Here is a 24,705-nt window from a genome sequence, read left to right as displayed (position 1 = left end):
GGAAGTGGGCTTTATCGATTGTTAGGCTTTTTCCTTCACGGCAAAATGCTTCTGGATCAAGGAAATTTGCCCGGCATGGATGCCTGTATGGTACATTAAGCGTCCAACCGCCTCCAGTGGCGTAGACGTACCTATCGACGTTTCAACGGGAACCAGCCATTTATCTTCCGGCAATTCACGCATAGCTTCGATCAAATAGGCGTTTGAAGCTGTCAGCAGGTCGATCAGCTCCTCTTTGTTCGTAAACACCGCTTTGCTCGCGGAAGGACCACCGCTGGTTTGCAGCTTAAGGCCTTCCGGGTAGCTCCGGCCAAAGAACCAATTGGCGAACATATACTCGACTTCTGCATTATGACGAAGCATATATCCGATCGAGGCCGAACCCAATTCAAGGGTCAAATCCGCCTCAGGCAATTTTTTCATCGAAGCATGAAAACGGTCTTGAATCGCATTCCAAATCGGCAGTACGGTTGTGAAACTCATAGCCATTACACTTCCTTTTTAAAATAATATATTAGGAGGACTTTGGTTGTTGGTGGCCGTCTCTGGCTACATGATCAAATCGCTCTGCCGTCAAGTCGATATCAAACGCTTGCCCGAATCCTGCAACATAGCGGCCTTCTAAGGTCGTTAATTCAAACAACGAGAAGTCGAGCGTCTTCAAGACATTCATCATAGGTTTGCCGAAAGCTTCGCCGAAAAGATCAAAAATCTCATCATGCCCTTCATTGCCGATGTTTACAGCCGTGCATACGAAACGGGCCCGCTGTCTGGCGAACAAGTTTTCAGAGGAGGCTTCGTCCTCAATCAGCATGACATCCACGGAAGGATTGGTTTCCAGATAGCGGAAATGGTTGGCGATGCGGCTGATATAGATATACAGCTTGCCGTCCTTTTTGACGAAAGGTGCATACGAAATGAACGGCTTTCCATTCTCATCGACCGTGCTCAGCATTAGTGATTTAAGACTGTCTGTGAAATTCAGGTATTGCAGTTTAATGCTTTCTTTGTCCAATTGTTTCATAGGGAATCCCTCGACTTTTCTTTAAAATATGTATACGCGGACCGGCACTTTCTTTAATGACACATACCCTATCGCTGTAGGCTAGCTTTCATTGAAGCGCTTTTCATTCTGTATCCCCTTTTGGTGATAATGGTTTTCATTATCATTATATTGATAATGAAAACCATTATCAATAGTTAAATGAACTTTTTAGCTGTACATTTTTTTATCGACCTATTTTTCAGCAAACTTTTGGCAAAGGTTTACAAAAATCTTGTTTTAATTTACAATTTTCTACAGGATCATTAAAATTTCGACACAATCCTACAGAAGGTAAATTTCGATAGGGGCAATTAAGTATGGATCTATTGATAAGCGAGAATCGCAGTCAGAGAAATACGATTGCTTTGCGGTTAATGCTGTTTAATTTCACAATATTAATGACGGTCTTCTCTTTTGCATACCTCAAACTTGGGTTAGCTGCTCCCCATTATTGGTATATGTTTACGGCCAATATGCTGAGTCTATCCGTCTACATCATTTTTTATTGCTACCGCAAGGATTCGGGCTGGATCGGTTACATTCCTATTTTCGGACAGTTTCTAAACACGTTGTTGATCATGACTTTCATACCGGCTGTCACGAATACATTCAGCAGTGTTTACATCGTCGTAATAGCAACCGTTTTTATGCGTAAAAAGGTGATATATATCGCTATTTCGCTTGCTTTGGCAGCGAACGCTTACTTTTTTTTATTTGTACAAGTCAACAGGTTGGCACTGCCCACTCATATACTTATAGGCATCCTAATGTGGTCGTTAATCATTATTTCCAGCTTGCTCATGGTGTCCAGCAGCAATCGGAAGCTCATGGCCCGCTTCTTCACGTTGCAGAAGGAAACGCTGGATAAAGCCGAACAAGTTAAGCTCCTGGCTACCACCGATACGCTCACTCTTCTGCCTAATCGGTTCTCGGCTTATGAACATTTAGAAAATGCGATCCAGAAAGCTGCTGGGTCCGACGGCCGGATCTGTGTCATTTGGGTCAATGTCGATAATTTTCAAATGATCAATGATTCACTCGGGTATGCGACAGGTGATCAGTATCTGCGATGTTTTGCGCGTAAAATGGTACATGCGCTTACTCCCGGCATACACATTTCCCGTTCAGGAGGCGATGAGTTTAACCTCATTGTGGATGTTGGGAGCAGCGATTCGGACTTTAGGAGCACTGTTCTTGCGATTTGGGAAGCCTGCCAATCTCCTTTTCAGGTGGCCGGCGTTTCTTATCCGCTCAAAGCAAGCATGGGAGTCGCTTTGTTCCCGGATCATGGCCATACGGCCGAGCAGCTGCTCAAATGTGCCGATGTCGCTATGCGGAAAGCGAAAACCGGCGGAAAGCATCAGTTCCGTATTTTCGATGAAACGATGCAATTAAATCTGCTGCATCGACGTAAGCTGGAAGATGCGCTGCAAGGGGCTCTGGAGCAAAATCAGTTCACGCTGCATTTTCAGAAACAAGTGCATGTGCCAAGCGGAGAGGTGAAAGGCTACGAGGCTTTGCTGCGCTGGCAGCAGCCGGACGGGCTGTACATCCCCCCAGCGGAATGGATTCAGCTTGCCGAAGAAACCGGCCTCATCGTGCCCATCGGCTACTGGGTGCTGCAAACGGCCTGTCAAACGGCCAAAAAGTGGCAGGACGCCTCGCAGACGTCTTTTACAATATCCGTGAATATCTCTGCCCTTCAGTTAATGCAGCATGATTTTGCGGCTCAAGTGCTGGTCATTATCGCCGAGACCGGGCTCGACCCCCGCCACTTGGTGCTGGAGCTCACCGAGACCCTGCTCATTCAGTCCATTGAAACCTCTACCAACCACCTAAACTTCCTTCGGAATCAAGGTGTGCGAATCGCGCTCGACGACTTTGGAAAAGGCTTTTCTTCCCTGAGCTATATCAAGCAGCTGCCTGTGGACATTATTAAAATCGATAAATCCTTCATTGATCATATTGACGACTGCTCTGAAGACAGGGTGATTATGGAATCGATCGTCTCGCTCGTTCAGCGAATTCATAAAGAGGTTGTCGCCGAAGGGGTTGAGAAGCAGGAGCAGCTTCATATTTTGCAAGCCGTCGGCTGCGATTATGTACAGGGGTACTACTTCAGTAAACCGCTGCCCGAGCATCAGGCTTTCCAGGCACTCATTCAAGCCTAGTAGGAAAAGACCGCTCCCGGTATGGGGCGGTCTTCTGTTTATATGATGAAAATGGCTCTTCCATTCCATTACTCGTCGAATAATGCCGTAGACAAATAGCGTTCGCCGGTATCCGGCAGGATGACCACAATGTTCTTTCCTTTGTTTTCCGGTCGTCTGGCGATTTCCGTCGCAGCGAATGCGGCTGCCCCGGATGAGATGCCGACCAGCAGTCCTTCCGTCTTGGCCAGCGCGCGGGACGTCGCAAACGCATCCTCATCGGATACGCTCAAGATTTCATCGACAACGGAACGATCGAAATTGTCCGGCACGAAGCCGGCGCCAATGCCCTGAATCTGGTGCGCGCCACGGCGTCCTCCCAGCAGCACGGGCGAATGGGATGGCTCTACGGCCACGATTTTCACGGATGGATTTCTTGCCTTCAGAATGCTCCCTACCCCCGTAATCGTCCCGCCTGATCCTACACCTGCTACGAAAATATCGACTTGCCCTTCCGTATCCCGCCATATTTCCTCTGCCGTCGTCTTTCTGTGTACCTCAGGATTGGCAGGATTGCTGAATTGCTGCGGAATGTAGGCGTTCGGCAGCTCAGCCGCCAATTCCTCCGCTTTCTTCATCGCCCCCAGCATCCCCTCCGAGGCAGGCGTAAGCACGACTTCCGCGCCTAGCACTTTTAACAACTTCATTCGTTCTATACTAAACGATTCCGGGATCGTAATGATTAGGCGATACCCCAATGCCGCAGCAGCAAAGGCAAGACCAATCCCTGTATTCCCGCTAGTCGGCTCTATAATAACTGTATCCGGATTGATGCTGCCGGCTTTCTCCGCTTCTTTGATCATGGCGAAACCGATACGATCTTTGACACTTCCAGCCGGGTTAAAATACTCCAACTTCGCCATTATTTTGGCTTGGACTCCCTGCTGCTTATTGTAATTCCAGAGCTCTAATAGGGGCGTATTGCCGATCAGCTCTGTCAAATTCGTATAAATGGTCGCCATCTCGTATGACCTCGCCTTCTTTTATATTAAACCCATGAAATTACTCGGATAATAAAAGTATAGCTTGGAGCGCTTAAGAAATGAAATCAATAATACTGATGGCGAAGCAAGGTATTTTCTTATATATGGGGCGGGGCGGCTCAATGAAAATAGCTGGATTGATCCCAGGATCAATCCAGCACAGACTTAACTATAGCATCGGACTTCATAAATGGCTGCCGATGGGTCTCCATTCGTTGACTGAATGGTGATGCGCAGACGGTCTGCCTCCACACTCTCCGACAGCTCATGTTTGCGGTGACGCTGATAATTGTCGGCTACTTGAACGATAGTTTTCCACTGTCCTTGAACGCAAGCTTCAATTGTATAGTCCTTGGCACACTGAGGATCTCTATAAAATGGCGCGTAAGCATGGTACTCGCGGATCAAATGACCAGGGAATGTAAGCTCCACATGGCGAATGGACTGCGCAGCTTGCCAACTCAACTCCAAATATGCACCAAGGGGTTCATTCGGTTCCGATCTCCAAAGATTGGTGAATTGGTGAGGACGGGTCACACCGCTTATGACATTCTCAGGCCCGAAACACGGCTGCGGTGGCGATACTTTAAAGCTCATCGTGATTCCGTTATCATACCGTCTCATGCGGTTAAGCCCGATTTCATTGGCTGACATATGACCTGGCACAATGCAACCCGCACGATGCCATTCCAGACTGGGATTTTCCAATAAATCCAATCTTACATAGGTCCCTGGCTGCAGATCTTTGGCATTTACTGCCCATTCCACCCAAATCCGTTCGCCTGTAGGAATCTCCAGCGTTTGTTCATTTAATAATGTCCCTGTTTCGACACGATAGTCCCATATATGATCGACACCGACAAGAGCTACTTTAAGCTGCTGCACTTGATCGGAACTATTGCTTATACAGAAGGATAGTGTATCGATATGGTCTGTGCCCACGGCAATCCATTGCCCTCTGCGCTGGAGCAATCGGTCATGAGGGATTTTATGATTCTGATCTCTCCAAACGGTTAGACCCTCATGGAATCCTTTGCTTTCAGGACCCGCTCCGTACAGCAAAGCTTGGCTGCTAGCGGATAGCGATGCTTGACGGGCCAGGTCGGCCGGGTCTTCGTTCTTATAATTGGGCAAGAAGCAGCCATCCCGCAGCAAACCTTGCTGCACTTCCGCGATGGACGTATCCGGAACCGATTGAATTGAAATGCCTTTGCGAAGCGCAATTGCTGCGCTTAACCCTGCTGCCTGCCCCATCAACGCAGTGGTTCCCATCACTCTCACTGTGCCCAAAGCGGCATGTGTTACGCTGACGTTACGGCCGGCCATCATGAGATTGTTCACGTCTTTGCTAATCATGATGCGCAGCGGAATACCGTAAGGTCCGCAGTAGCTTTTGATGGCGTATTCGCTTGACTGCGTGTAGCCTTCTGCGCTTGCCGGCTCGCTATGAGCCGCCAAGAGTCCGCCCGGCGTATGCAGGTCCAGGAACCAACCGCCGTACGCAATTTCATCATGAAACACCGTTCGTTCCGCTGGATCGTGTTCGGTCATGAGATACTGCCCCATAATCCGGCGGCTTTCCCGTTTGCCGGGTACTTGGCCAATCCAGTCAAGGGCATAGTTGGCCGCTTTTTCTTTCGTTTTCGGATCTTTATTTTTGATCCAATCCCAAATGCCAAGCGTATGACGCGTCAATTCATGACGGATATCCTCCGCCTCATAAATCGTATTCCAAGGAACTCCGATCTCAATCCACCAATAGCCGCCTTTCATTTCTTTCGGAAGACGTCCTTGATCGTAGAAATAGCTTGGATCCTCGTGTTTAACTGCCCAATCAGGCGCAGTGAACGGAACCGGCCGCCCCATATCGCGGGCTTTGAAATGGATCGAGTTGCCCATGGTATCCTTGCTTGCCACTTCAGGGGCATGGAATTCTTGAAATTCATCGCGTCCTTCCGAACCCATTCTCCACTCGCAGCCGGCCAAATGAGCAACCGTACCGTCTCCCGTACAATCGATGAACGTTTTTCCGTGAATTGCGATCTCTGTCTCGGCGTTCGCCACATAGCAAACGACAGCAGCAATTTGCTTATCATCCGCCATCAGGACGGAATGGACAGCCGTATTCACATGAAACTTCAGATTCGGTGTTTTCATAGCCAAATCGTACATCGTCATATCCCATACGCTGTTCGTCCAACCGTTCTCCCATATTTCTTCGTGATTGGCGGCTCGTTCTTCAATTAACAGTTCCGACAAAATGCCGGTTTCCCTTGCATAAGCATGGAAAGCTGCAGCGCCATGCGGCGTTACGCGAACTTCCGAAGAACTGTTGCCTCCGAAAACCGGCCGATCTTGGATCAGACAAGTTTTCGCACCGTGGCGGGCAGAAGAGACGGCTGCGCAAAATCCAGCCAGCCCCCCGCCGCAAACAACAACGTCATAAGTTTCTTGTGATATTTTCATCATGCAGTTCCTCCACTTCCCGATCCTCTGTCATTTATTTAGCCAAGCCTAAACTTTTCAACTGCTTCTGGGCTGATTCTTGAAATGCTTTGTAATTGAACTGCGTATCCAACGTTTTGAGGAATTGGTCATATTCGGATAATGGGCGTTTGCCATATAAGAATTTGATAATTTCTTCCGTTCCATAACGATCCGCTTCAGCCGGATTATAGCCGGCAGGAACATCCAGATACCCATTTACCGCCTGAATACGCGGCTGTTTGCTTGCAAAATCAATATACGAAGCTTGATTTACAAATCGGGCAGATAAATATTCCAGCTCTGGACGGCCTGTAAATTGATACGACCAGATGTAGCCGCCTTCTTTGCCAAGCAAATCCGTCGGTTTGGGTTTGCCATTTTCAAGCGTATAATGCTTGCCTTCAATCCCGTACTGAACGAGCTCAGAACCTTTGCCTTCGGATACGTAGTTAAGCAGATCGAATACTTTCTGAAGTTTGGCAGGATTCTTCTCCAACGCCTTCGGAATCCCCAACATCATTGGCGATTTGCCGCTGTCCCATGTGCCGTCGAATTGTCCGGCCGGACCTTTCGGCGCAGCGATTTGGATCCATTCCGCTTTCGGATTGACCGCTTTGGTCTGTTCAACGAATTGATCTTTCTTGATATTCGCCCAGTCGATGTACACGATTCCGGCTTGCCCCTGAATCGCTTTCTGTTGATGCTGCAAGCCTGTGTTGGCCGCAACTTCGGCATCGATCACCTTCGCATCGAAATATTTCTTGGCATCCGTCAAAGCCTCGACCATGGCTGGATCATGGTATGCATCGACAGCCTTGCCATCCTTGATATACACGCTGCCCGGAATACCTACGCCATGTCCGCCAAGAATTGGAGAAAGCGCTGCGCCGATCCCGCCGTTAAAGTTGAAGGTATGGAAGCCTCCGCCGCTTCCTCCCGTAATTCCGATCGTATCTTTCTTCCCGTTGCCGTCAGGGTCATTTTCCGTAAACGCTTTGGCAACCGCATACAGCTCATCCAGTGTCGTCGGTACTTTGAGGTTTAGCTTATCGAGCCAATCTTTACGCACCCAGTAAGTCCAGTAATCGATTTGCGGCGCCTTATTAATCGCATATAATTTCCCGTTGTAGTAACCTTTCTTCAAATTATCCTCGCCTAGAAATTTTTTGACACTCCCCAATTTATCCAGGTAAGGGGTCAAATCGAGCAGAACATCGGATTGCGATAATTGAGCCAACGCCTGTCGATCGACAATTTGGAACAGATCCGGATAGTTAGCGCTTGCAACTCTTACATTCAGATTATTTTGATAGTCGGCAGCCGCCGCATAGGAAGTCACCATTAAATTAAGACCGAGGGCTTTGTCCAGAGCCTGTTTAATAAAATCTGCATCCGGCGCTGGCATGGCGGCAGCGTTTTCAATAACTTCCAGCTTCACAGGATCGCTGGACTTGGCTGCTGAGCTAGCAGCCGGGCTGGTTGCCGGACTGGCTGTGCCCTCCGTTGATTTCCCTGTACTGCTGCAACCCGCTAAGGCCGTGCCAGCCAGCATTGTGGAAACAACTAAACCTAAGGCGAGGCGTCTTTTTTGGCTAAACATATCTATTCCCCTTTTCAAATTTAAATTTTATGAAGGGAGGTCGCCCTCCTAGTCACCGACAATTAACCTTTTACTGCGCCTAACAGCATTCCTTTGGTAAAGTACTTTTGAATAAACGGGTATACTAGAATAATCGGCAAGCTTGCGGAGATGACCGCGGCCATTTGCATCGTGACGGCTGGAACCATGCCTTCCGCACTGCTCATGGACGACAACGTTTGCATAAGTATATCCCGGACGACCACCTGGAGCGGATACAAATTGCGATCCGATACATACATAATCGCTTGAAAAAACTCATTCCAATGAGAAACGGCGTAAAACAAACATAAGGTTAAAAACACCGGGGTAGAGAGCGGCATGACAATTTGCCATAATATTCTGAACTCTTTGGCTCCGTCGATTTTCGCCGATTCGAACAGTTCCTCAGGTAAATTGTCAAAAAAGCTTTTCATAATCAGCACATTATAGCTCCATATAATGTTCGGAACGATCATGGAGAATAGACTGTCCAGCATGCCCGTAGATTTGACGATCAAATACGTCGGGATAATCCCTCCGTTGAATATGAACGTAAACACGATAGCGAACAAAATATATTTCCGTCCTGGAAACCCTTTACGGCTCAAGGGGTAGGCCAGCAGCGTGGTCAGAACAATATTCAGGAACGTTCCCACGATAGTGATCATGATCGTAACGTTAAACGCCCGCGGGATAGTCGATTCTGAAAATAACTGCTTGTAGGCATCGACGGTTATCGATTTCGGTATGATGACGTATCCGCCATTCTTGAGCACCTCGCTGTAAGGCGTGATCGATACAGAAAATACATAAAGCAGCGGAACCAGTGCAATTGCGCCGAGTACGGCAAGCAGCACATACACGATGGTATTAAAAACTAGATCGCCTTTTTGTTTTACCATATGGAGCCTCCCCAACGCTTGGCCAGCTTATTCGCGCCTAGCACCAAGACAAGTCCTACAATCGATTTAAACAATCCGACAGCTGCTCCCAAACTGAAATTCAATTGCTGCAAGCCTGTGCGGAATACCCACGTATCAATGATATCGGCAACCGGGTACACCTGGATGTTGTACATAATATAAATTTGCTCAAATCCGGCATCAAGGAAATGACCCAGACGCAGAATCAGCAGCAAGATAATCACATTGCGAATGCCCGGTAGTGTAATATGCCAAATCATTCGTAATCGGCCTGCTCCATCCACTTTGGCCGCCTCATATAGCGTAGGATCGATAGCTGTCATCGCTGCCAAGTAAATGATTGCTCCGTATCCGATTTGCTGCCAGATATCCGAACCGACTAGGATCGACCGGAACCATGATGTAGATGTCAGGAAGGAGACCGCTTCACCGCCGGATTCCACAATCAACCGATTCACAATGCCTGAACTTTCGGACAGGAAAGCTATCAGTATGCCATAGATGATGACCCATGAAAGGAAATACGGCATGTACGTCAGGGTTTGAATCAAATTTTTGAACCATATGATTCTAGCCTCGTTCAACAGCAATGCTAATAGGATGGGGGGAAATATTCCAAACGCTAATTTGTAAAAACTGATTAAAAACGTATTCGTAAGCAGTTGCGCAAAATAGGGCGAATCATAAAAGGTTTCAAAATGCTTATACCATGGACTAGCCCATGGGCTTGAGATAATCCCCTTAGTGAAGCTGTAATCTTTAAACGCAATCAACGTGCCGTACATCGGCAAGTACCGATACACGATATAATAGAGAACACCAGGCAAAATCATTAAGTATAGCGCTTTAAACTCCCATATTCTCTTCCATAAGCTTCTGGCTTTGCTTCTAAACAAGGAAGATGGCGCCCGTAACGCTGCAGGTTCTCCGATGCCCGCTTTAGTCTCCACTTTCTCACCTCATATCTGAATGTTTACGCTTTCAACTCCCCCTTGCTACTAATCATAACAATCTGAAAACCTATAAAATATACATGAAAATAGTTAAAATGTACGTGAAATAAACATAAAATCCATGATTTTCATCATGGATTCGGATGGATGGGAATTTTTACGCGAATAACCGTGCCAACGCCTTCTTTGGAAATTAATTTCAATCCAAACGGAGCGCCATAATATAGCCGGAAACGTTCATGCACGTTATAAAAACCGATGCTGTTGAGTCTTCCTTTCCGGTTGTTGCGCTCCCTATTGATAAACATTTGCTGCTGTTTCTCCGGACTCATCCCGATCCCATTGTCGGCGACGTAGATGAACAGAGATTGGCCGTGGACCCTCGCCCGGATCTTGATGATCCCTGGCTTTCTGGTCGGCATAATCCCATGGAATATCGCATTTTCCACTAACGGCTGGATGGATAGCTTCAGGATTTCGCACTGCTGCGCTTCCTCTGAAATATCCATTTGTACGTTGAAATTGGGACCGTACCTGACCGACTGAATTTGCACGAACATTCCGATGCTCTCGATCTCCTGGCGAAGCTGCACCTTCTCCGATACCTTGTCAAAGCTGTACGAAAGCAGCCCGCTTAGGGAACGAATGGTCGTCTCAACCTCATGGACGCGTTCCTGCTGGGCCAGACTGTGAATACATGCCAGCGTATTGTGCAGGAAATGAGGGCCGATCTGACTTTGCAGCATTTTGATCTCCAGCTCTTTTCTCCGCTCTGCGGTTTGCTCTCTCTCATTCATCAAGCCTACGATGCGGTCCATCATCAAATTGTAGCTCGTAATCAAACTGCCGATTTCGTCATTGCGCATATCCAATATTTTGAGAGGCACGTCCAACGTACGTACTTTGTTCATTTTGGTAACTAACTTCTTGATCGGATTGGTGAAATACCGGCTGATGATAAAGGTGCAGAGCAGCAAAGCAGCTACCCATAGAAGAAGCGTATCTCGCGCATTCGCATACAGGGACGAAACGCTTTGGTAGAAGTAGTTCTCGTCATAGACCGAAAACAAGCTCCAGCCCAAATAATTCGCCAGCGATTTAACGACGATGAGCTTCCCGTTAGGTCCGGCTACTTCATTGTAGCCGTAATCCAAATCAGACAGCTGCTTGATGAACATCGGTTGAATTCTGGAAGGAACCACGGTGTTATCGTACGGCAGAAGCAGACTCTGGTTGTCTTTCGTTACGATATTTCCCTCTTGTGTAATCACTACAAAGGTTTGATGCACGCCGGCCAGCAGCGGCGACAAGCGCACGGCCAAATTTTCCAAGTCAATTTCCCCTATGACAACAGCGGAAACATGACCGTTATGATCTTTTATGGGCTTCATGAAAGCTATGGTTCTTCCGGATAACAGCGAATTATACGGTTCGCTCCAGGTTAAAGCATTCGAGTTTTCCAAAGCACGCTGATACAGCTGAGGCAAATGGGGATTGCCCAAAATTTCATAATACAATTGACTGTTGGTAAATACCTCACCGTTTTCTGTCACAACGTACAACGTCTTGATATTCAACTGATTCAAATTGCCATACCGCCTGAGCGTGCTCTCAATCATTTCCTTATCGTCTTGCGACCATTCCCTTTCTGCCGACAGCATGGAAAGAATGCTCTTAATGTTTTCCACATAGGCATCGATAAATTGATTGGTTCGAACCATCATTTCCTTCGAATTATTCGTAATTACCTGATTGTACAACACTTCAGAATCTTTATAATTTTTGTAGGCCATGCCGAGGAATAATGTAACCGTAACGACAAAAAGAATGAAAAACAATTTCCAAGCCATGCCCCAGCTCTGTACCCACGCGAACAACTTCTTCATCAGCTTCACCCCTTCTTGAAATCGGATGGTGTAAGCCCTGTCCATTCCCTGAACACATTGGAGAAATATCGGTAGCTCGGGATTCCTACCTTCTCGGCAACCTCATACACTTTTAAATTCGTTTGATTTAACAGACGAATAGCCGTTTCCATTCGCAGCCTTGTCATGTACTCGTTGAACGATTCCCCTGTCTCATCTCGAAACAGCCTGCCCAAATATTGGGGGCTCAGCCCAACTTGCTCCGCTATCGCATTCAGCGTGATGGGCTGTGACAAATCCGCCTCGATCATCGCTTTGACTTCTCTCAATTCGGATCGCAAGCCGGTGGTCGTCCCGCTGCTCCGAATGACATGCATCAGCACCTCCAGAAAGGATACGAACGACTCCTCTTGCAGAAGAGATGCCGCGAAGTCGCTCTCCTTGGGATGAAATCCCCATTCGCGGAACAGATCCGTGCAAATTCGCACAAGAATCTGTTTGAACTCGGCAGGCTTCCATCTCTCGTTTAGCGCAAACGGCCTTAGACCCTCATCGATAAATTGACAAAGCTGCTCCGGGTCGCGGCCTACTTTCCGAAACTCCTCCCGCAAGCTTTTCTCTTGCGCCTCCGTTACGGACTTTAATTCAGCCGGGTTGCCTTTGAAAAGCAGCGGCGAATCCGCTTGGTAGAAAACCGCCTTCTTCCACTTGTTTACCGTCAGATAGTCTTCACGAGCGGTTTCCGGAAGAAACGGGGTACTGAGCAGGACGGCGAACCAGCGGATTTCGTATTGGACAAAAGAAAGCTTTTCTTCCGTCATCGTCTGCAACCGGCCTAACAGTTTGTCGATCTCGCTCGTCCAATACACTTCGGGCGATGTCGCAGCTCCCATAAATAGAAACCATTCGCCGGACTGGGAAGGAACAAAGCTGAACCCGTCATGACAGCCTTCGCGCTGCACTAATATATCTTGTACTTCCTTTTCGAGAAGCAGACTTGCCTGATTTCTGTTTTCCGTGAAGAGTACAGCATAGCACTGTCCTTCCAGATTGGTTGCAGGCGCTTGCTGACTGGAAGACGCGATGGCCGATCCGCGATTCAGGTAAGGCATGAGCTCCCGCGCCCTCTCCCACCGATTTCTCTCTGCCATAGATGACAGAAAGACGGAATCGCGTTCAAGATTCTTTCTCGCTCGATCGAAGAGCTTCACGAAGTCATTCTCCGTGAAGCTCATCTTCAGCAAGTAGTCCAGCGCTCCGTGATGGAGACTTTTGACGGCATAGTCGAAATCGCTATGTGCGGTGAACAACACAACTTGAATCGATGGAAGCTGCTGTTTCAGCGCAATCAACAGACTGATCCCGTCCATAACGGGCATCGTAATATCTGTAATGACAACGTCTGGCTGAAGCTCCTTGCACAAGGACAAAGCCTCTTCCCCATCTTGCGCTTCTCCGATACAAGCTGCACCGAAAGCGGCCCAGTTCAGGGACTGCAGCCTTTGGCGCAGCGGCAGTTCGTCGTCCACAATTAACACAGTTAGAAGTGAGTTCTGCATTTCTGTATCCCCCGCAACATTTTATACATAAATTAACAATTACTTTAACATAAAACACGAATGGAATCCTAACAAGTTGAAATAATAACCGGTACTTAAAATTTGATGCGAACAAAGCGACACCCTGCAGAAAAATCGCAGAGCGCCGCTCGCATGCACCATTTATGTTCTACTGGGCCACCCAAAATTCAATCGAATTGCCTGGCAGTGTTATACTTACATTGCTTCCAGTCACATTGCCGAGCGATTGATCGGCTGTATTTTTGTCATAACGGTGACCCATTAACGTGTAAGCGCCTCCAAGATCCATATTGAATGTGTATGGCGTGCCGCCTCTGTTCGTCAAAGCAAAGACCAGCTTGCCCTCAGGCGTTTTCCAAGCCATGATCCGGTTATCCATTTTAACGTTGGATTCATCTACCTGATAACGCACCGAATTCCACGGCATATACTTCACAAATCCTGCGACAGCGTGCCAGTTCGATTTGATATAGTCGAAATGCCCAGGCTGAATTTGGCTATACTTGGAGAAATCCGTGTCATCTGCCGGTCTCCACAGCCCCAATCCGTAGCCCTCTGATTCCGCGTTATACGTTGGTTTTAATGCATGCAGCCAGAACCAGGTCGGGGAATTCTCAAACGTCATCCAATTCATGATGGACTGGGCTGTATTCATCATTTTGTCAACGCTCGTTGTGTTATCCAGATATTCAAACTCATTGTTGAAAACAGGTTTGCCGGCTGTGTTGGAATTTAAATAATTAGCGTTATTGATCTGCTCGTCGGATTTGGCGCCGATTTGATGCCAAGTCCATCCGTCTACATATTGAAGTGTCCCAGGATCATTACGAATTAATGCCGAGCCTCTGCCGTATTGCCCACTATAACTTTCCGCGTGAATAAACATGTTCGGATATTTGGCTTTCACTTTTGGGGCAACAATTTTAAAGGTATTATAATACTGCGAATTATCATAAGTAGCCGAGGAATAATTGGTGGCTAGATAAGGCTCATTCTGTAACCCCCACATGACAACGGGTATTCCTTTGTTTTCCAGGTAGTCGATATCCCTTACAAGCGCATCTCCAAACTCGTTCAAGAAAGGAGCGTCGAACTGTTTCAAGCTGCCCCCGATATAACTTCCATTAGATTTCCAGTAAGGAGCCGGGGACCAGTATTCCGCAGCTACTCCTTCCATACCCGACTGCTCGATCATTTCCTTTAGTTCATCGGCTTGACCTGGGAATCGTTCTACAATGTTTTTCTGATCGGGGGTTAGTCCGCGGAAGTAAAGGCCCATCGCCAAGCGAGCATAACGGAAACCCTTCAACATCTCATTATAGAACCGGGTTTTCTCGGATGGGACCAAATCGTGAGGAACGCTCACCGTCTTCTCAGGCAATCCGTTGTTGCTCGATCCGATGCTGTCGCTTTGAATTTCCACACCCAATCCCAAAATCGTTTGTTTTGGAATATCGTTGCGGATCTTGTAATTACCTACCGGCGGTGGAGGAAGCTGGCTCTCAGGTACTGGAGGGCCGAATTTAATGGCGTCTGCGATGACATAGTTCCCACTGGCATTATTCGATAATTCCACATACCCGCCAGTTCCGGCTGCAAACGTGTGATTGCCGAGTACTCTCCACACGCCTCCAGAAGTCTCCAGCTGATTCACATAATACGTTTTATCTCCAGTAGAATCATGCACCTTGAATGGGGCGTCGTTCGATCGCCTGCTATCCCCGTTCGGGAGCATGTAATAGACCGCATAAGTGCCCGCTTGCGGTATATTGGGGGTCCACCTTATCGTTGCCGAGCCTGTGCCTGACACTTTCGATGCGTAATTCGAACCGTAATAGTTGGGCATAGTCGTACTGTTGGTCCATGTCCCTGTCGTCGTTGCAGCCGTATTATCAACGATGATCTCTTCAAGTGGAACCATATACTCAAATTTTACAGCGTCGGCGATCACGTAAGTACCACTGGCGTTATCCGATAACTCGACATACCCGCTCAATCCTGCTGCAAATGTATGATTCCCGAGCAAAATCCACCCTGCGCTTGGCCATACCCGCTCATCAACACTGTAGGGATGGTCTCCTGTAGTATCATGCACATTGAACGGAGCGTTGCTTGTCCGATCGCTTGCGCCATCCGGAAGCTTGTAATAGACCTTGTACATGCCTGCCATCGGCAAGTTAGGCGTCCATTTTACTTTTGCCGTTCCGGTTCCGGACGCTTTCGTCAAATAGTTCGTCCCATAGAAGTTCGGTTTATATGTAGATGTTGTCCATGAACCTGTCAGCGCTGCTTCCGTATTATCCACAATGATTTCAGTGCTGGCTTGAGCGAAATTAGGACCACCTGGGCCAAAACCACTTAAGAAAACGCTTACCATTAAGACAAAGCTTAACAAGGACAATAATTTAAACTTTAGCTTACTCATATTTTCCCTCCCGATTCGTTAAATGACTAGTCGCAACTTTCCTTGCTGTTTCAGCACTGTGAGCTGCTACTCCCCTCCTCTCGATAAGCCTCATTGTTGTAATGTATGCGTTTTCATTGGTGTGCTTTTAGAATAATGGATAATCCCGTTTCGATATATACATGAAAATAAGAAAAAAGTACGTTTATTGTATAATTATCTACAAAAAACACATTTTTCTTACTTATTTCGAATAACTCCCCGTTCACTCCAAATAGGAGCTCCCCTCTCCATTCACATGCCCTGCAAGTCCAACTTATGTTACACTATAACGAGAAATCATGTGAACGTAAGGAGAATATGGACGAATGAAACTGGTATCGTGGAATGTGAACGGGTTGCGAGCATGCGTAAATAAAGGCTTTCTGGGCTATGTCGAAGAGACGGGAGCCGATATCATCTGTGTGCAGGAGACGAAATTGCAAGAGGGCCAAATCAACCTTGAGCTGGGTGATAACTACAAGCAATACTGGAATTATGCCGTCAAAAAAGGCTACTCCGGCACCGCCGTTTTCACGAAAGTCGAGCCCCTCTCCGTTCGGTACGGCATGGAGGAAGATGAAGAGCCCGAAGGCCGGATCATCACGCTCGAATTCGAGGACTTTTATCTGGTGACGGTGTATACGCCGAACGCCAAACGCGACCTTTCCAGGCTGGACTACCGGTTGGAATGGGAGGATCGCTTTCGCGGCTACCTTCAGCAGCTGGATGCGAAAAAGCCGGTTATCGCCTGCGGCGATCTAAATGTCGCTCATCAGGAGATCGACCTGAAAAATGCCAAAGGCAACCACAACAATTCCGGCTTCACCCTGGAAGAGCGCGGGAAAATGACCGAGCTGCTGGAAGCCGGCTTCCTCGATACGTTCCGGCATCTCTACCCCGACCGCACCGATGTGTACAGCTGGTGGTCGAATATGCCCGGTGTGCGCGCAAGGAATGTCGGATGGCGAATCGACTATTTTATCGCTTCTGCGAGGCTGGGTCCGAACATCGTTAGTGCGGACATCGACTGCGATACAATGGGCAGCGATCACTGTCCCGTTCGTTTGGAAGTGGATTTTAACCGGGGGGAAGACTAGGTCTTTCTCCTGGGGTCTTGTTTTGGATGAAACAAAGAGCTCTTCAGCCGTTGGCTGAAGAGCTCTGTATTTTCATAGTCAATCAAATGGGTGAGCTAATTTTGCGTGCGGGCGTAGGGCAGTTGCAAAAGCGCAGGCACTTCTTGAGGCATATTTGTAAGCTCTATGTACAAGTTGTAATCGTCTATTTTAAAATGTAGCCCATTGTCGATTCTGGTATGCGGGATACATTTTGCTATTAGGTTTTCTATGATAGCTTCCATATATTGTTGGTTAGGCACACCTAGCGTGACGTTCATCGTTGGCGGAAGAGCGGTCATGGCAATCGGGATCCACTTTCTCATTTTCGAGACGACAACTGCATGCGCTGTTCCTCCGATTGCAAATGTAAAATTATCCCCTATTTTATCCAACTTAAAATCAAAGAGTTCTACCAGCTTCTCCCTGAAAGTAGTCACATCATCCACCGGGAACCCTACTTCTCTAAGATAAAGAATTTTCAAGTCGCCACTAGGAGTCAGAACCCCTTCACGCACATAGTTGTGCGCAATAAGTTCCAGCAAATTTCCGTCTCCATCCCGAAAATAAACATTCCGTCCTGTTTCGAACTCGTCAACCGTATTACCCCCAGGCCATTTTAGAAACGTTACACCGGCTTGCCGAACAACATTCGCCACATGATCGAACGCCGAAAGCGGGACTTCAAAAGCTATATGCACAGGGTTTAATGCCTTCGCAGCCTCCTTAAAGATTAGCGTAAAATATTCCGTAGGCTGAAAATGAATTTCCGCTGCCGATTCAAAAGCGACCGGAAACTTCAATTGATCATGGTAAAATTGCTTAGCGCCTTGAATGGACACTGTCTGCAACTCCAATTGGGCAAAATGTGTAATCATGAGGGGCAACTCCTTCACTACTTTTTTGCCTCCGGCAGTCCCGCGAGACACTGCTTCCAATAACAGATAGCTGTAAATAAGGTAATCTCAGGGCGTTATTTAGCCGAAAAACAACTGTTCGAATGCCTTGGGGGAACTACAGGGCTTTATTTCAGAGATATTGGACTCTTTCAGCTTTGATTGTTGAAATAGTGGCCTGCAGTTCCCTAAATCTAACAAGCTGCACTATTTTCAGTAAAATAGTGCCCTGTAGTTCCCTTGTGCGCCAGCCGTCACTCTTCAAACTTCTCCATGCTGTCATTCGGGGACTGGGTAACTCTTTGTTACCCCATCCTCGTCTTGGAGCCAGCGGGAATATCCCGGACGCTAACAAGTAGTACAGTTCCTCCACGTACTATGGTGTGGGAACGTACAGCGCCAACTGCTGCGACTACGACTCTACTGCTACTCCTCCGACAAAGAGCGCATCCGCCGAAGCGATGGAAACAGGTACATCCATAACCCCGCCACAACGAGCGTGCCGATGCCGCCGACGAAGGCCGCTGGAGCCGCCCCGAGGAATCCGGCCACAATGCCCGACTCGAACTCGCCGAGTTGGTTCGATGTCCCAATGAACAGCGAGTTGACCGCGTTCACTCGGCCTCTCATGTCATCCGGTGTCTGGAGCTGCACCAGCGATGAGCGGATAACGACGCTGACGACATCCGACGCGCCGATGAAGAACAAGGCTACGAGCGATACGACCAGATTCGTGGAAATGGCGAAAAGCATCGTAGCGAGTCCGAACACGCCCAGCGCAGCGAACAGCTTGAGCCCCACGGATTTGCGCAACGGGAAGTAGGCCAATACAATCGACATCAGCAGCGCGCCGACCGCCGGGGCCGTACGCAGCAGCCCGAGACCGACCGGACCCGCATGTAAAATGTCCTGAGCAAAAATCGGAAGCAGCGCCGTCGCCCCGCCCAGGAGCACCGCGAACAAATCGAGCGATATCGTGCCCAGAATCATCGGATGCCGATAAATGAACGACAAGCCCATGAAGACGGATCGTAGCGTAACCGGCTCGAACTTGCGCTCAATCGGCTCTGTGCGAATGAGAAACGTCAAGATTGCCCCGATGAAAAGCGCGGCCGCCGCCGTGCCGTATACGGAAACCGGCCCCAGCGCGAAGAGCAGCCCGCCCAAGGACGGGCCCAAAATTTGCGTCGTTTGCCCGACCGATGTGCTCCAGGCGATCGCCTGCTGCAGCATCGCTTTGGGCACGAGCTGAGGCAGCAGGGCCGACGAAGTTGGCCCTTCAAATGCACGGCAGGCGCCAAGAATAGCCGCCGCCGCATAAATCGCTTCCTTGCCCAGCCAGCCGCCTACGTTGCCGAACAGGAGCAGCCCGGCGATGAGCGCCTCGATCAGTTGGCAAATGAACACGATCCGGCGGCGATCGAAGCGATCCGCAACCTGTCCAACTACAAAAGTAAGCAGCACCATCGGAATAAACTGAGCAAGGCCCACGAAGCCCAGACTGAACGCATCGTGCGTCAAATCGTACATCTGCCAGCCAATCGCGACGGAGAGCATCTGGAACGAGGTCGAGGAGAACATGCGCGAGATCCAAAATTTGTTGAATGACGGATGTCGCAGAATGGAATCTTTCTCTTTAAACAACATGGTCACGCCCTTTTCGTTATGAAGTGAACATCACAAAGCGGTTGGGCCTGTCCCTTCCCTGCAAATGGATTCTTTCTATTATACGTCTGTCGCACGGCGAAATGGAATGCAGAAAACTGTTGGAAAAAATTTTATAAGATGTTAGTATCCGGAATGTAGTCGAATTTATCCAGAGAGGATGTAGAAAAGATGGTTTTCAACATCGAAATGATTCCTAATTATCGGATAGCCTATGTACGTCAAGTCGGCCCCTATGGCCCAGCCAATGTACATGCCATGCAAAAGTTAAAGCAATGGGCAGGGGAGCGAAACTTGCTTACCCGATCTGCGATCCTATTCGGAATTCCGCAAGATAACCCCCTAACAACACCGCCTGACAGCTGCCGATACGATGCCTGCATCGTCCTCCCAGATAAGGAGCCTATCGATCAGGCTGTTTGCGAAGGCAGGTTCGCCGGCACCAGCTACGCCGTCTGTAAAATAAAACACACGAGCGAAGAAGTCCAAAAAGCATGGGCTGAAATTTTTCCAGCCTTACAGCGCGGCGGGTATCGCATCGCCGACAAACCCATTGTGGAAAGGTATACGGGGGATTTGCTTGACAATGAATATTGCGAAATTTGCGTGCCGCTCAGTGATAGCGGCGACTGCAATGAAAGCTAAACAAGCTGACGCCGGCAGAGTACCGACATCAGCTTGCTGTATTGGACTTTTCTCATTGTCCGCTATGATTGGGAGAGCTTCTGGTATTATTGTACGTTATCTTCCATCTTTTTCAACCAAGCTTCGCTTCCGTCCACATTACGGGTGGATTCATGTGAGAAGCTTGCTTCCATGATATCCCCGAAGCCCCAATACGTTAAAGGCACATCCGGGAATAATGACGAGGTACCGGTCAATGGGCCGCGGTACAACATCCGGTTGATCAATGTAACGGCTTCAACGCGGGTAATGTTCGCCGCTGGCTTGAATGTTCCATCCGGATAACCGGCAAGGAATTTTTCACGATACAATTCTTCAATCGCTTGAGCTGCCCAATGGCCCTGAACATCCTTGAAGTGATATTCACCGGTCACACCAACATTCAGCTTCAAGAAGCGTACCATAACCGATGCCAATTCAGCTCTCGTTACCGGCGCTTCCGGACGGAAAGTGCCGTCATCGAACCCATTGAAGAAGCCATGTTTGGTTACGATTTTGATGTAGTTTGCTGCCCAGTGGGTTGCCGGTACGTCGCTGAAGGCCACTGGCGCATCGATTTTCACATTTTCCGTCAATCTTGCAACAATGGCTGCAAGCTCGGCTCGCGTTAATGAGTTATTCGTTTTGAAAGTTCCGTCTGGATACCCCAGAATATAACGTTGATGCTGCAAGCGGTCGAAACGGTCCGAGAATACTTTAACCTTCACGGCCGAACTCGCCTTCACGGCATTTACGCCATTTCCGCCAACCAAGAACTGGCCTTGCAAATTAAAATCAGCATCCGCTGCGGAAATCTGCGGCCACTTCACAACAATGCGATGGCTGCCGGTATGTCCGGCACGCAAGTCTGTAACCGGCCATGTAATCGTGTTGCCGTCAACAATACCGCCGTCAGCATCTACAATCTTTGCACCGTCTGGAACCGTAACAGTAATCTTGCCGTCCGTAATGGTCCACGCTGTCGGATTCGTGTAATCCACTGCAATCGTGGAATTTCCACCTTCCTGCACGAGGTTCTTGTCAACGGACAGGTTTAAGGTTACGCCAGTTGAGGTTGGAGCCGCCGGTACGCTAGACGTCCCTTCCGAAGTTGGGATCGGATCCAATGTAAAGTCTTGTCTAACAATGTCTTTACCAACATGGATATTGTCGATTGTTTTCGTATAATAGCCTTCTTTGGAAACAACCAATTTATAGTCGGTATCCGGGAATACCATGTACGCATAATCACCTAACGCGTCTGTGTATTGCTCAGGGCTTGCATTGCCATTAGGCTCAAATCCTGTAATTGGCGGCAATACAACACCGGTTGTTGTGCCAGCATAGTAGAGAATCACATGTGCGCCCATGATCGGACGATGGGTGACAGAATCCGTTACCTTGCCATAAGGGTCGACCAGCTCTTGCGTAATGTTCATTTCACCGTCTGCCGAAACCTGTACAGTTCTGCGCGATAAAACAATTTCCTTGCCCGGCGCTACCCCGTAGGCGAAATCCAGCGTATAGGTTTCATTTACAGCCAGTCCTCCGACATTGAAGACACCTTGGTTCAAAATGGCGAAGGCCTTTGGATGACCCGGGCTATCCTCGATATAAGTGCCGTCCGACTTTTTCACATAAACTTTCATACTATTCTTCAAATCTGAACTAAGCAGGCTGGATTTGCCTTCTTCCGTACCGTCCTGCTGCTTGAAAAGCACAATGCCTGTTGCTGTTTTCTCAGATTTGAAGTTTTCATTACCGGCGCCGGTTACCGTTCCTACATTGGCTATCTGATGATAAGAAACTAGCGTATCGACGCCACCGATTTTTTCGGTGCGGATAACCTCCAGATGGTACGGTTCGTCGCCTCTTGGCACAGCAATGCTGTATTTGCCATCGCTATCTGTCACCGTCTCTGCCGAGAAGTCAATGATGCCGTCTCCATCAAAATCAGCGGTCAACTTGATCGGAACTCCTGCCAGCACGCTGCTGCTGGTATGACCGTTAGCGATAGTCGTATTCGTGATTTGCCCGACAACGGAAGCAGGCTCGAACGTAATCAGAATTTGCGCCGTATCGTGCAGCCCGTTAGCATCATCATTAACCGTAGCTGTCACCGGAACAAGCTGAGAAAGTATCCCTTCAATTTTAGCCGATTTGAACACAACTGAAGCGACTCCGCTTGCATTGGTCATAGCCGTTGTCCCGGCCGGGAAAGTACCCTTCTGCGCATTAAATACGACCTCGACATTAGGAATCGGATTCCCATTGCGATCAGTAATAACAGCCTTAAGTACCGAAGTGGTGTTGCCGTCACCGACGATGGAAGTTGGAGCAGCCGTCAGGCCGAGCCCGAAGTTGACCAGCAGGAAGTCCTCCCTGATCTCGGTTTGACCCGTTGTTGTCGGCAAAGCATTGATGACCCGTTTCTTCGATGTGTATCCTTGCTTGTCCACCTTAATCAAATATTTCTTGGTGGCGATTCCCTCAAAGCTATAACCGCCATTTGCATCCGTTGTCGTTTCGGCAACCTTGTTCAAACCGGTCGGATCATACAGCGTTACTTTTGCGCCCGGAAGAGGAAGATCCGGACCTGTCTCTTCATCCCTTTGCACTGTGCCGACCAAATTGATTTTCGTCACGACACTGAAGCGATTGTCTGCTAAAAGGTCGCTTGGCTCTGTCTGGAACAGAACATTCTGCTTGTACGTCGTATAAGTAACTGTGTAGGAGCCTGCTATCGCTTTGTCGCTCAATCGATAGTTGACATTCGTCCACTGCGTGCTGACCAATGTTGTCGCATCCTGATTCACCACCAGGTCTACCGTATCGGTTTGATCAACCAGCGTATTGGCCTCATTCCTAATTTTGTACGTAATCGTTGCTTTTGCTGCAGTCGCAAAGATAGAACTGATTGCTGATAGTTTAAGCGGAGCTCCCGGCCCAACAATAACAGGCGGATCAATGACTCCGATACCGTTATTGCCAACCCATCCGTCAAGCGACTTCATAATCGTAATTGTCACCGTAACCGGTTCGCTTTCCAGACCATCCTCGTCTGTAACCTTAAACGTGAAGCTGTCTTCACCTGCGTAACCGTGTACCGGCACATAAGTAAAAGCGCCATACGTATCCATCGTCACAGTGCCATGTCCGGCCTGCGTGCCGATGACATACGTCAATATATCTCCGTTCGGGTCAGTTCCCGCTACCTGCTCCGTCAAACTTACATTTTCCTGTGTTTCGAACGTATTGCCTGCAGCCGTCGGGTTACCGTTCACAATAATGTTGACTGCAGCAGGATTGCTTTCCAAGCCGCCTTCATCCGTAATTGTAAACGTGAAGCTGTCCGTTCCGATATAGCCCGATGCCGGCGTGTAGATCACTGCCCCACTTGTACCAATCTGAGTCAATGTACCGCCATGCAGCGTCGTGCTTGGTACGTGATAAACTAAATTAGTCACAGAGGTCAGATCGTCCGTGCCGCTTAGTATGATCGGTTTGGCTACGTCTTTATTTGTCTTTACATTCTGACCTAATGCCACAGGCGGTGCGTTCACCGTAATCGTCACCGTGGCTTCATTGCTCGACAAATCCCCTTCGTCGGTCACTTTGTACGTGAAGCTGTCCGGGCCTGAATATCCCGCACTCGGCGTATACGTCCACTTGTTCTTGTTTGTCGCGTCCTGCGTCAATGTCCCGTGCAACGGCGCTATTGTTGCCGGTACCGCGTAGATTAGATCATTCACGGCAGTCAGATCGTCCGTAACTCCCAGGGTGATGGCTTTTGGCGTGTTTTGATTCAGAACAACTGATTGTCCTGCTGCCGTCGGCGCTCCGTTCATCGTAATCGTCACAGTGGCTTCGCTGCTCGACAAATCCCCTTCATCCGTCACTTTGTAAGTGAAGCTGTCCGGGCCTGAATATCCCGCATTCGGCGTATACGTCCACTTGTTCTTGTTCGTCAAGTCCTGCGTCAATGTCCCGTGCGCTGGCGCTATTGTCGCCGGTACCGTGTAGATCAGATTATTCACGGCGGTCAGATCGTCCGTAACGCCCAGAGTGATGACCTTCGGCGTGTTTTGATTCAGAACAACTGATTGTCCTGCTGCCGTCGGCGCTCCGTTCATCGTGATGGTGACGGTAGCTTCGCTGCTCGACAAACCTCCCTCGTCGGTCACTTTGTACGTGAAGCTATCTGGACCTGAGTATCCCGCACTCGGCGTATACGTCCACTTGTTCTTGTTTGT

Annotated in this window: 16 protein-coding genes; 3 read left to right on the top strand and 13 right to left on the bottom strand. The window is 48.6% G+C overall.

Annotated features, from left to right (window positions below):
• Nucleotides 1-21 precede the first annotated feature (21 nt).
• Together AC3WRW_RS13005 and AC3WRW_RS13000 are read right to left on the bottom strand one after the other, a co-directional pair.
• On the bottom strand, nt 22-483 hold the full coding sequence (locus AC3WRW_RS13005; RefSeq protein WP_492546741.1) for a DinB family protein: 462 nt from the start codon (nt 481-483) through the stop codon (nt 22-24).
• 31 nt (nt 484-514) lie between these two features.
• Nucleotides 515-1,024 carry a HugZ family pyridoxamine 5'-phosphate oxidase gene (locus AC3WRW_RS13000; RefSeq protein WP_492546740.1) on the bottom strand — a complete coding sequence of 170 codons (510 nt, stop codon included), beginning with the start codon at nt 1,022-1,024 and terminating at the stop codon, nt 515-517.
• Between the two features lie 338 nt (nt 1,025-1,362).
• Here AC3WRW_RS13000 and AC3WRW_RS12995 point away from each other — a divergent pair, with 338 nt between their 5' ends.
• Nucleotides 1,363-3,216: a putative bifunctional diguanylate cyclase/phosphodiesterase gene (locus AC3WRW_RS12995; protein ID WP_492546739.1), complete on the top strand. Its 1,854-nt coding sequence runs from the start codon at nt 1,363-1,365 to the stop codon at nt 3,214-3,216.
• A 68-nt stretch (nt 3,217-3,284) separates the two neighbouring features.
• On the opposite strand, the gene cysK is transcribed toward AC3WRW_RS12995, so the two are convergent.
• The 8 genes from cysK to AC3WRW_RS12955 all read right to left on the bottom strand — a co-directional run bounded on the left by cysK (nt 3,285) and on the right by AC3WRW_RS12955 (nt 16,092).
• Nucleotides 3,285-4,217: a cysteine synthase A gene (cysK, locus tag AC3WRW_RS12990; protein ID WP_492546738.1), complete on the bottom strand. Its 933-nt coding sequence runs from the start codon at nt 4,215-4,217 to the stop codon at nt 3,285-3,287.
• 186 nt (nt 4,218-4,403) lie between these two features.
• A complete protein-coding gene (locus AC3WRW_RS12985) occupies nt 4,404-6,707 on the bottom strand; it encodes an FAD-dependent oxidoreductase (protein ID WP_492546737.1) in 2,304 nt (767 codons plus the stop codon).
• A gap of 31 nt (nt 6,708-6,738) precedes the next feature.
• Nucleotides 6,739-8,325, bottom strand: coding sequence for a type 2 periplasmic-binding domain-containing protein (locus AC3WRW_RS12980; RefSeq protein WP_492546736.1), 1,587 nt, complete (start codon nt 8,323-8,325; stop codon nt 6,739-6,741).
• Nucleotides 8,326-8,387: 62 nt separating this feature from the next.
• Entirely contained in the window at nt 8,388-9,248 is an 861-nt protein-coding gene (locus AC3WRW_RS12975) for a carbohydrate ABC transporter permease (RefSeq protein ID WP_492546735.1), read from the bottom strand.
• On the bottom strand, nt 9,242-10,102 hold the full coding sequence (locus tag AC3WRW_RS12970) for an ABC transporter permease (protein WP_492546767.1): 861 nt from the start codon (nt 10,100-10,102) through the stop codon (nt 9,242-9,244). Before AC3WRW_RS12970 ends, AC3WRW_RS12975 begins: the two co-directional genes overlap by 7 nt.
• Nucleotides 10,103-10,353: 251 nt before the next feature.
• Nucleotides 10,354-12,108 carry a sensor histidine kinase gene (locus AC3WRW_RS12965; RefSeq protein WP_492546734.1) on the bottom strand — a complete coding sequence of 585 codons (1,755 nt, stop codon included), beginning with the start codon at nt 12,106-12,108 and terminating at the stop codon, nt 10,354-10,356.
• A gap of 5 nt (nt 12,109-12,113) precedes the next feature.
• Nucleotides 12,114-13,646 (bottom strand): response regulator, encoded by a 1,533-nt coding sequence (locus tag AC3WRW_RS12960; RefSeq protein ID WP_492546733.1) that lies wholly within the window; start codon nt 13,644-13,646, stop codon nt 12,114-12,116.
• A gap of 169 nt (nt 13,647-13,815) precedes the next feature.
• Nucleotides 13,816-16,092: a golvesin C-terminal-like domain-containing protein gene (locus tag AC3WRW_RS12955; protein WP_492546732.1), complete on the bottom strand. Its 2,277-nt coding sequence runs from the start codon at nt 16,090-16,092 to the stop codon at nt 13,816-13,818.
• A gap of 347 nt (nt 16,093-16,439) precedes the next feature.
• Here AC3WRW_RS12955 and AC3WRW_RS12950 point away from each other — a divergent pair, with 347 nt between their 5' ends.
• On the top strand, nt 16,440-17,210 hold the full coding sequence (locus AC3WRW_RS12950) for an exodeoxyribonuclease III (RefSeq protein ID WP_492546731.1): 771 nt from the start codon (nt 16,440-16,442) through the stop codon (nt 17,208-17,210).
• A 95-nt stretch (nt 17,211-17,305) separates the two neighbouring features.
• Here AC3WRW_RS12950 and AC3WRW_RS12945 read toward each other — a convergent pair whose 3' ends face one another.
• Together AC3WRW_RS12945 and AC3WRW_RS12940 are read right to left on the bottom strand one after the other, a co-directional pair.
• Nucleotides 17,306-18,106, bottom strand: coding sequence for a VOC family protein (locus AC3WRW_RS12945; RefSeq protein WP_492546730.1), 801 nt, complete (start codon nt 18,104-18,106; stop codon nt 17,306-17,308).
• A 444-nt stretch (nt 18,107-18,550) separates the two neighbouring features.
• Nucleotides 18,551-19,771 (bottom strand): MFS transporter, encoded by a 1,221-nt coding sequence (locus AC3WRW_RS12940; protein ID WP_171685578.1) that lies wholly within the window; start codon nt 19,769-19,771, stop codon nt 18,551-18,553.
• 189 nt (nt 19,772-19,960) lie between these two features.
• Here AC3WRW_RS12940 and AC3WRW_RS12935 point away from each other — a divergent pair, with 189 nt between their 5' ends.
• Nucleotides 19,961-20,434: an AraC family transcriptional regulator gene (locus AC3WRW_RS12935; protein ID WP_492546729.1), complete on the top strand. Its 474-nt coding sequence runs from the start codon at nt 19,961-19,963 to the stop codon at nt 20,432-20,434.
• Nucleotides 20,435-20,520: 86 nt separating this feature from the next.
• On the opposite strand, the gene AC3WRW_RS12930 is transcribed toward AC3WRW_RS12935, so the two are convergent.
• A partial coding sequence (locus AC3WRW_RS12930) for a cadherin-like domain-containing protein (RefSeq protein ID WP_492546728.1) occupies nt 20,521-24,705 on the bottom strand: 4,185 nt, incomplete at its 5' end.

This window comes from Paenibacillus sp. FW126-R14 (assembly GCF_058789495.1).
Note: the sequence above shows the minus strand (reverse complement) of the source record. Positions and strands in the feature narration are given on the sequence as shown.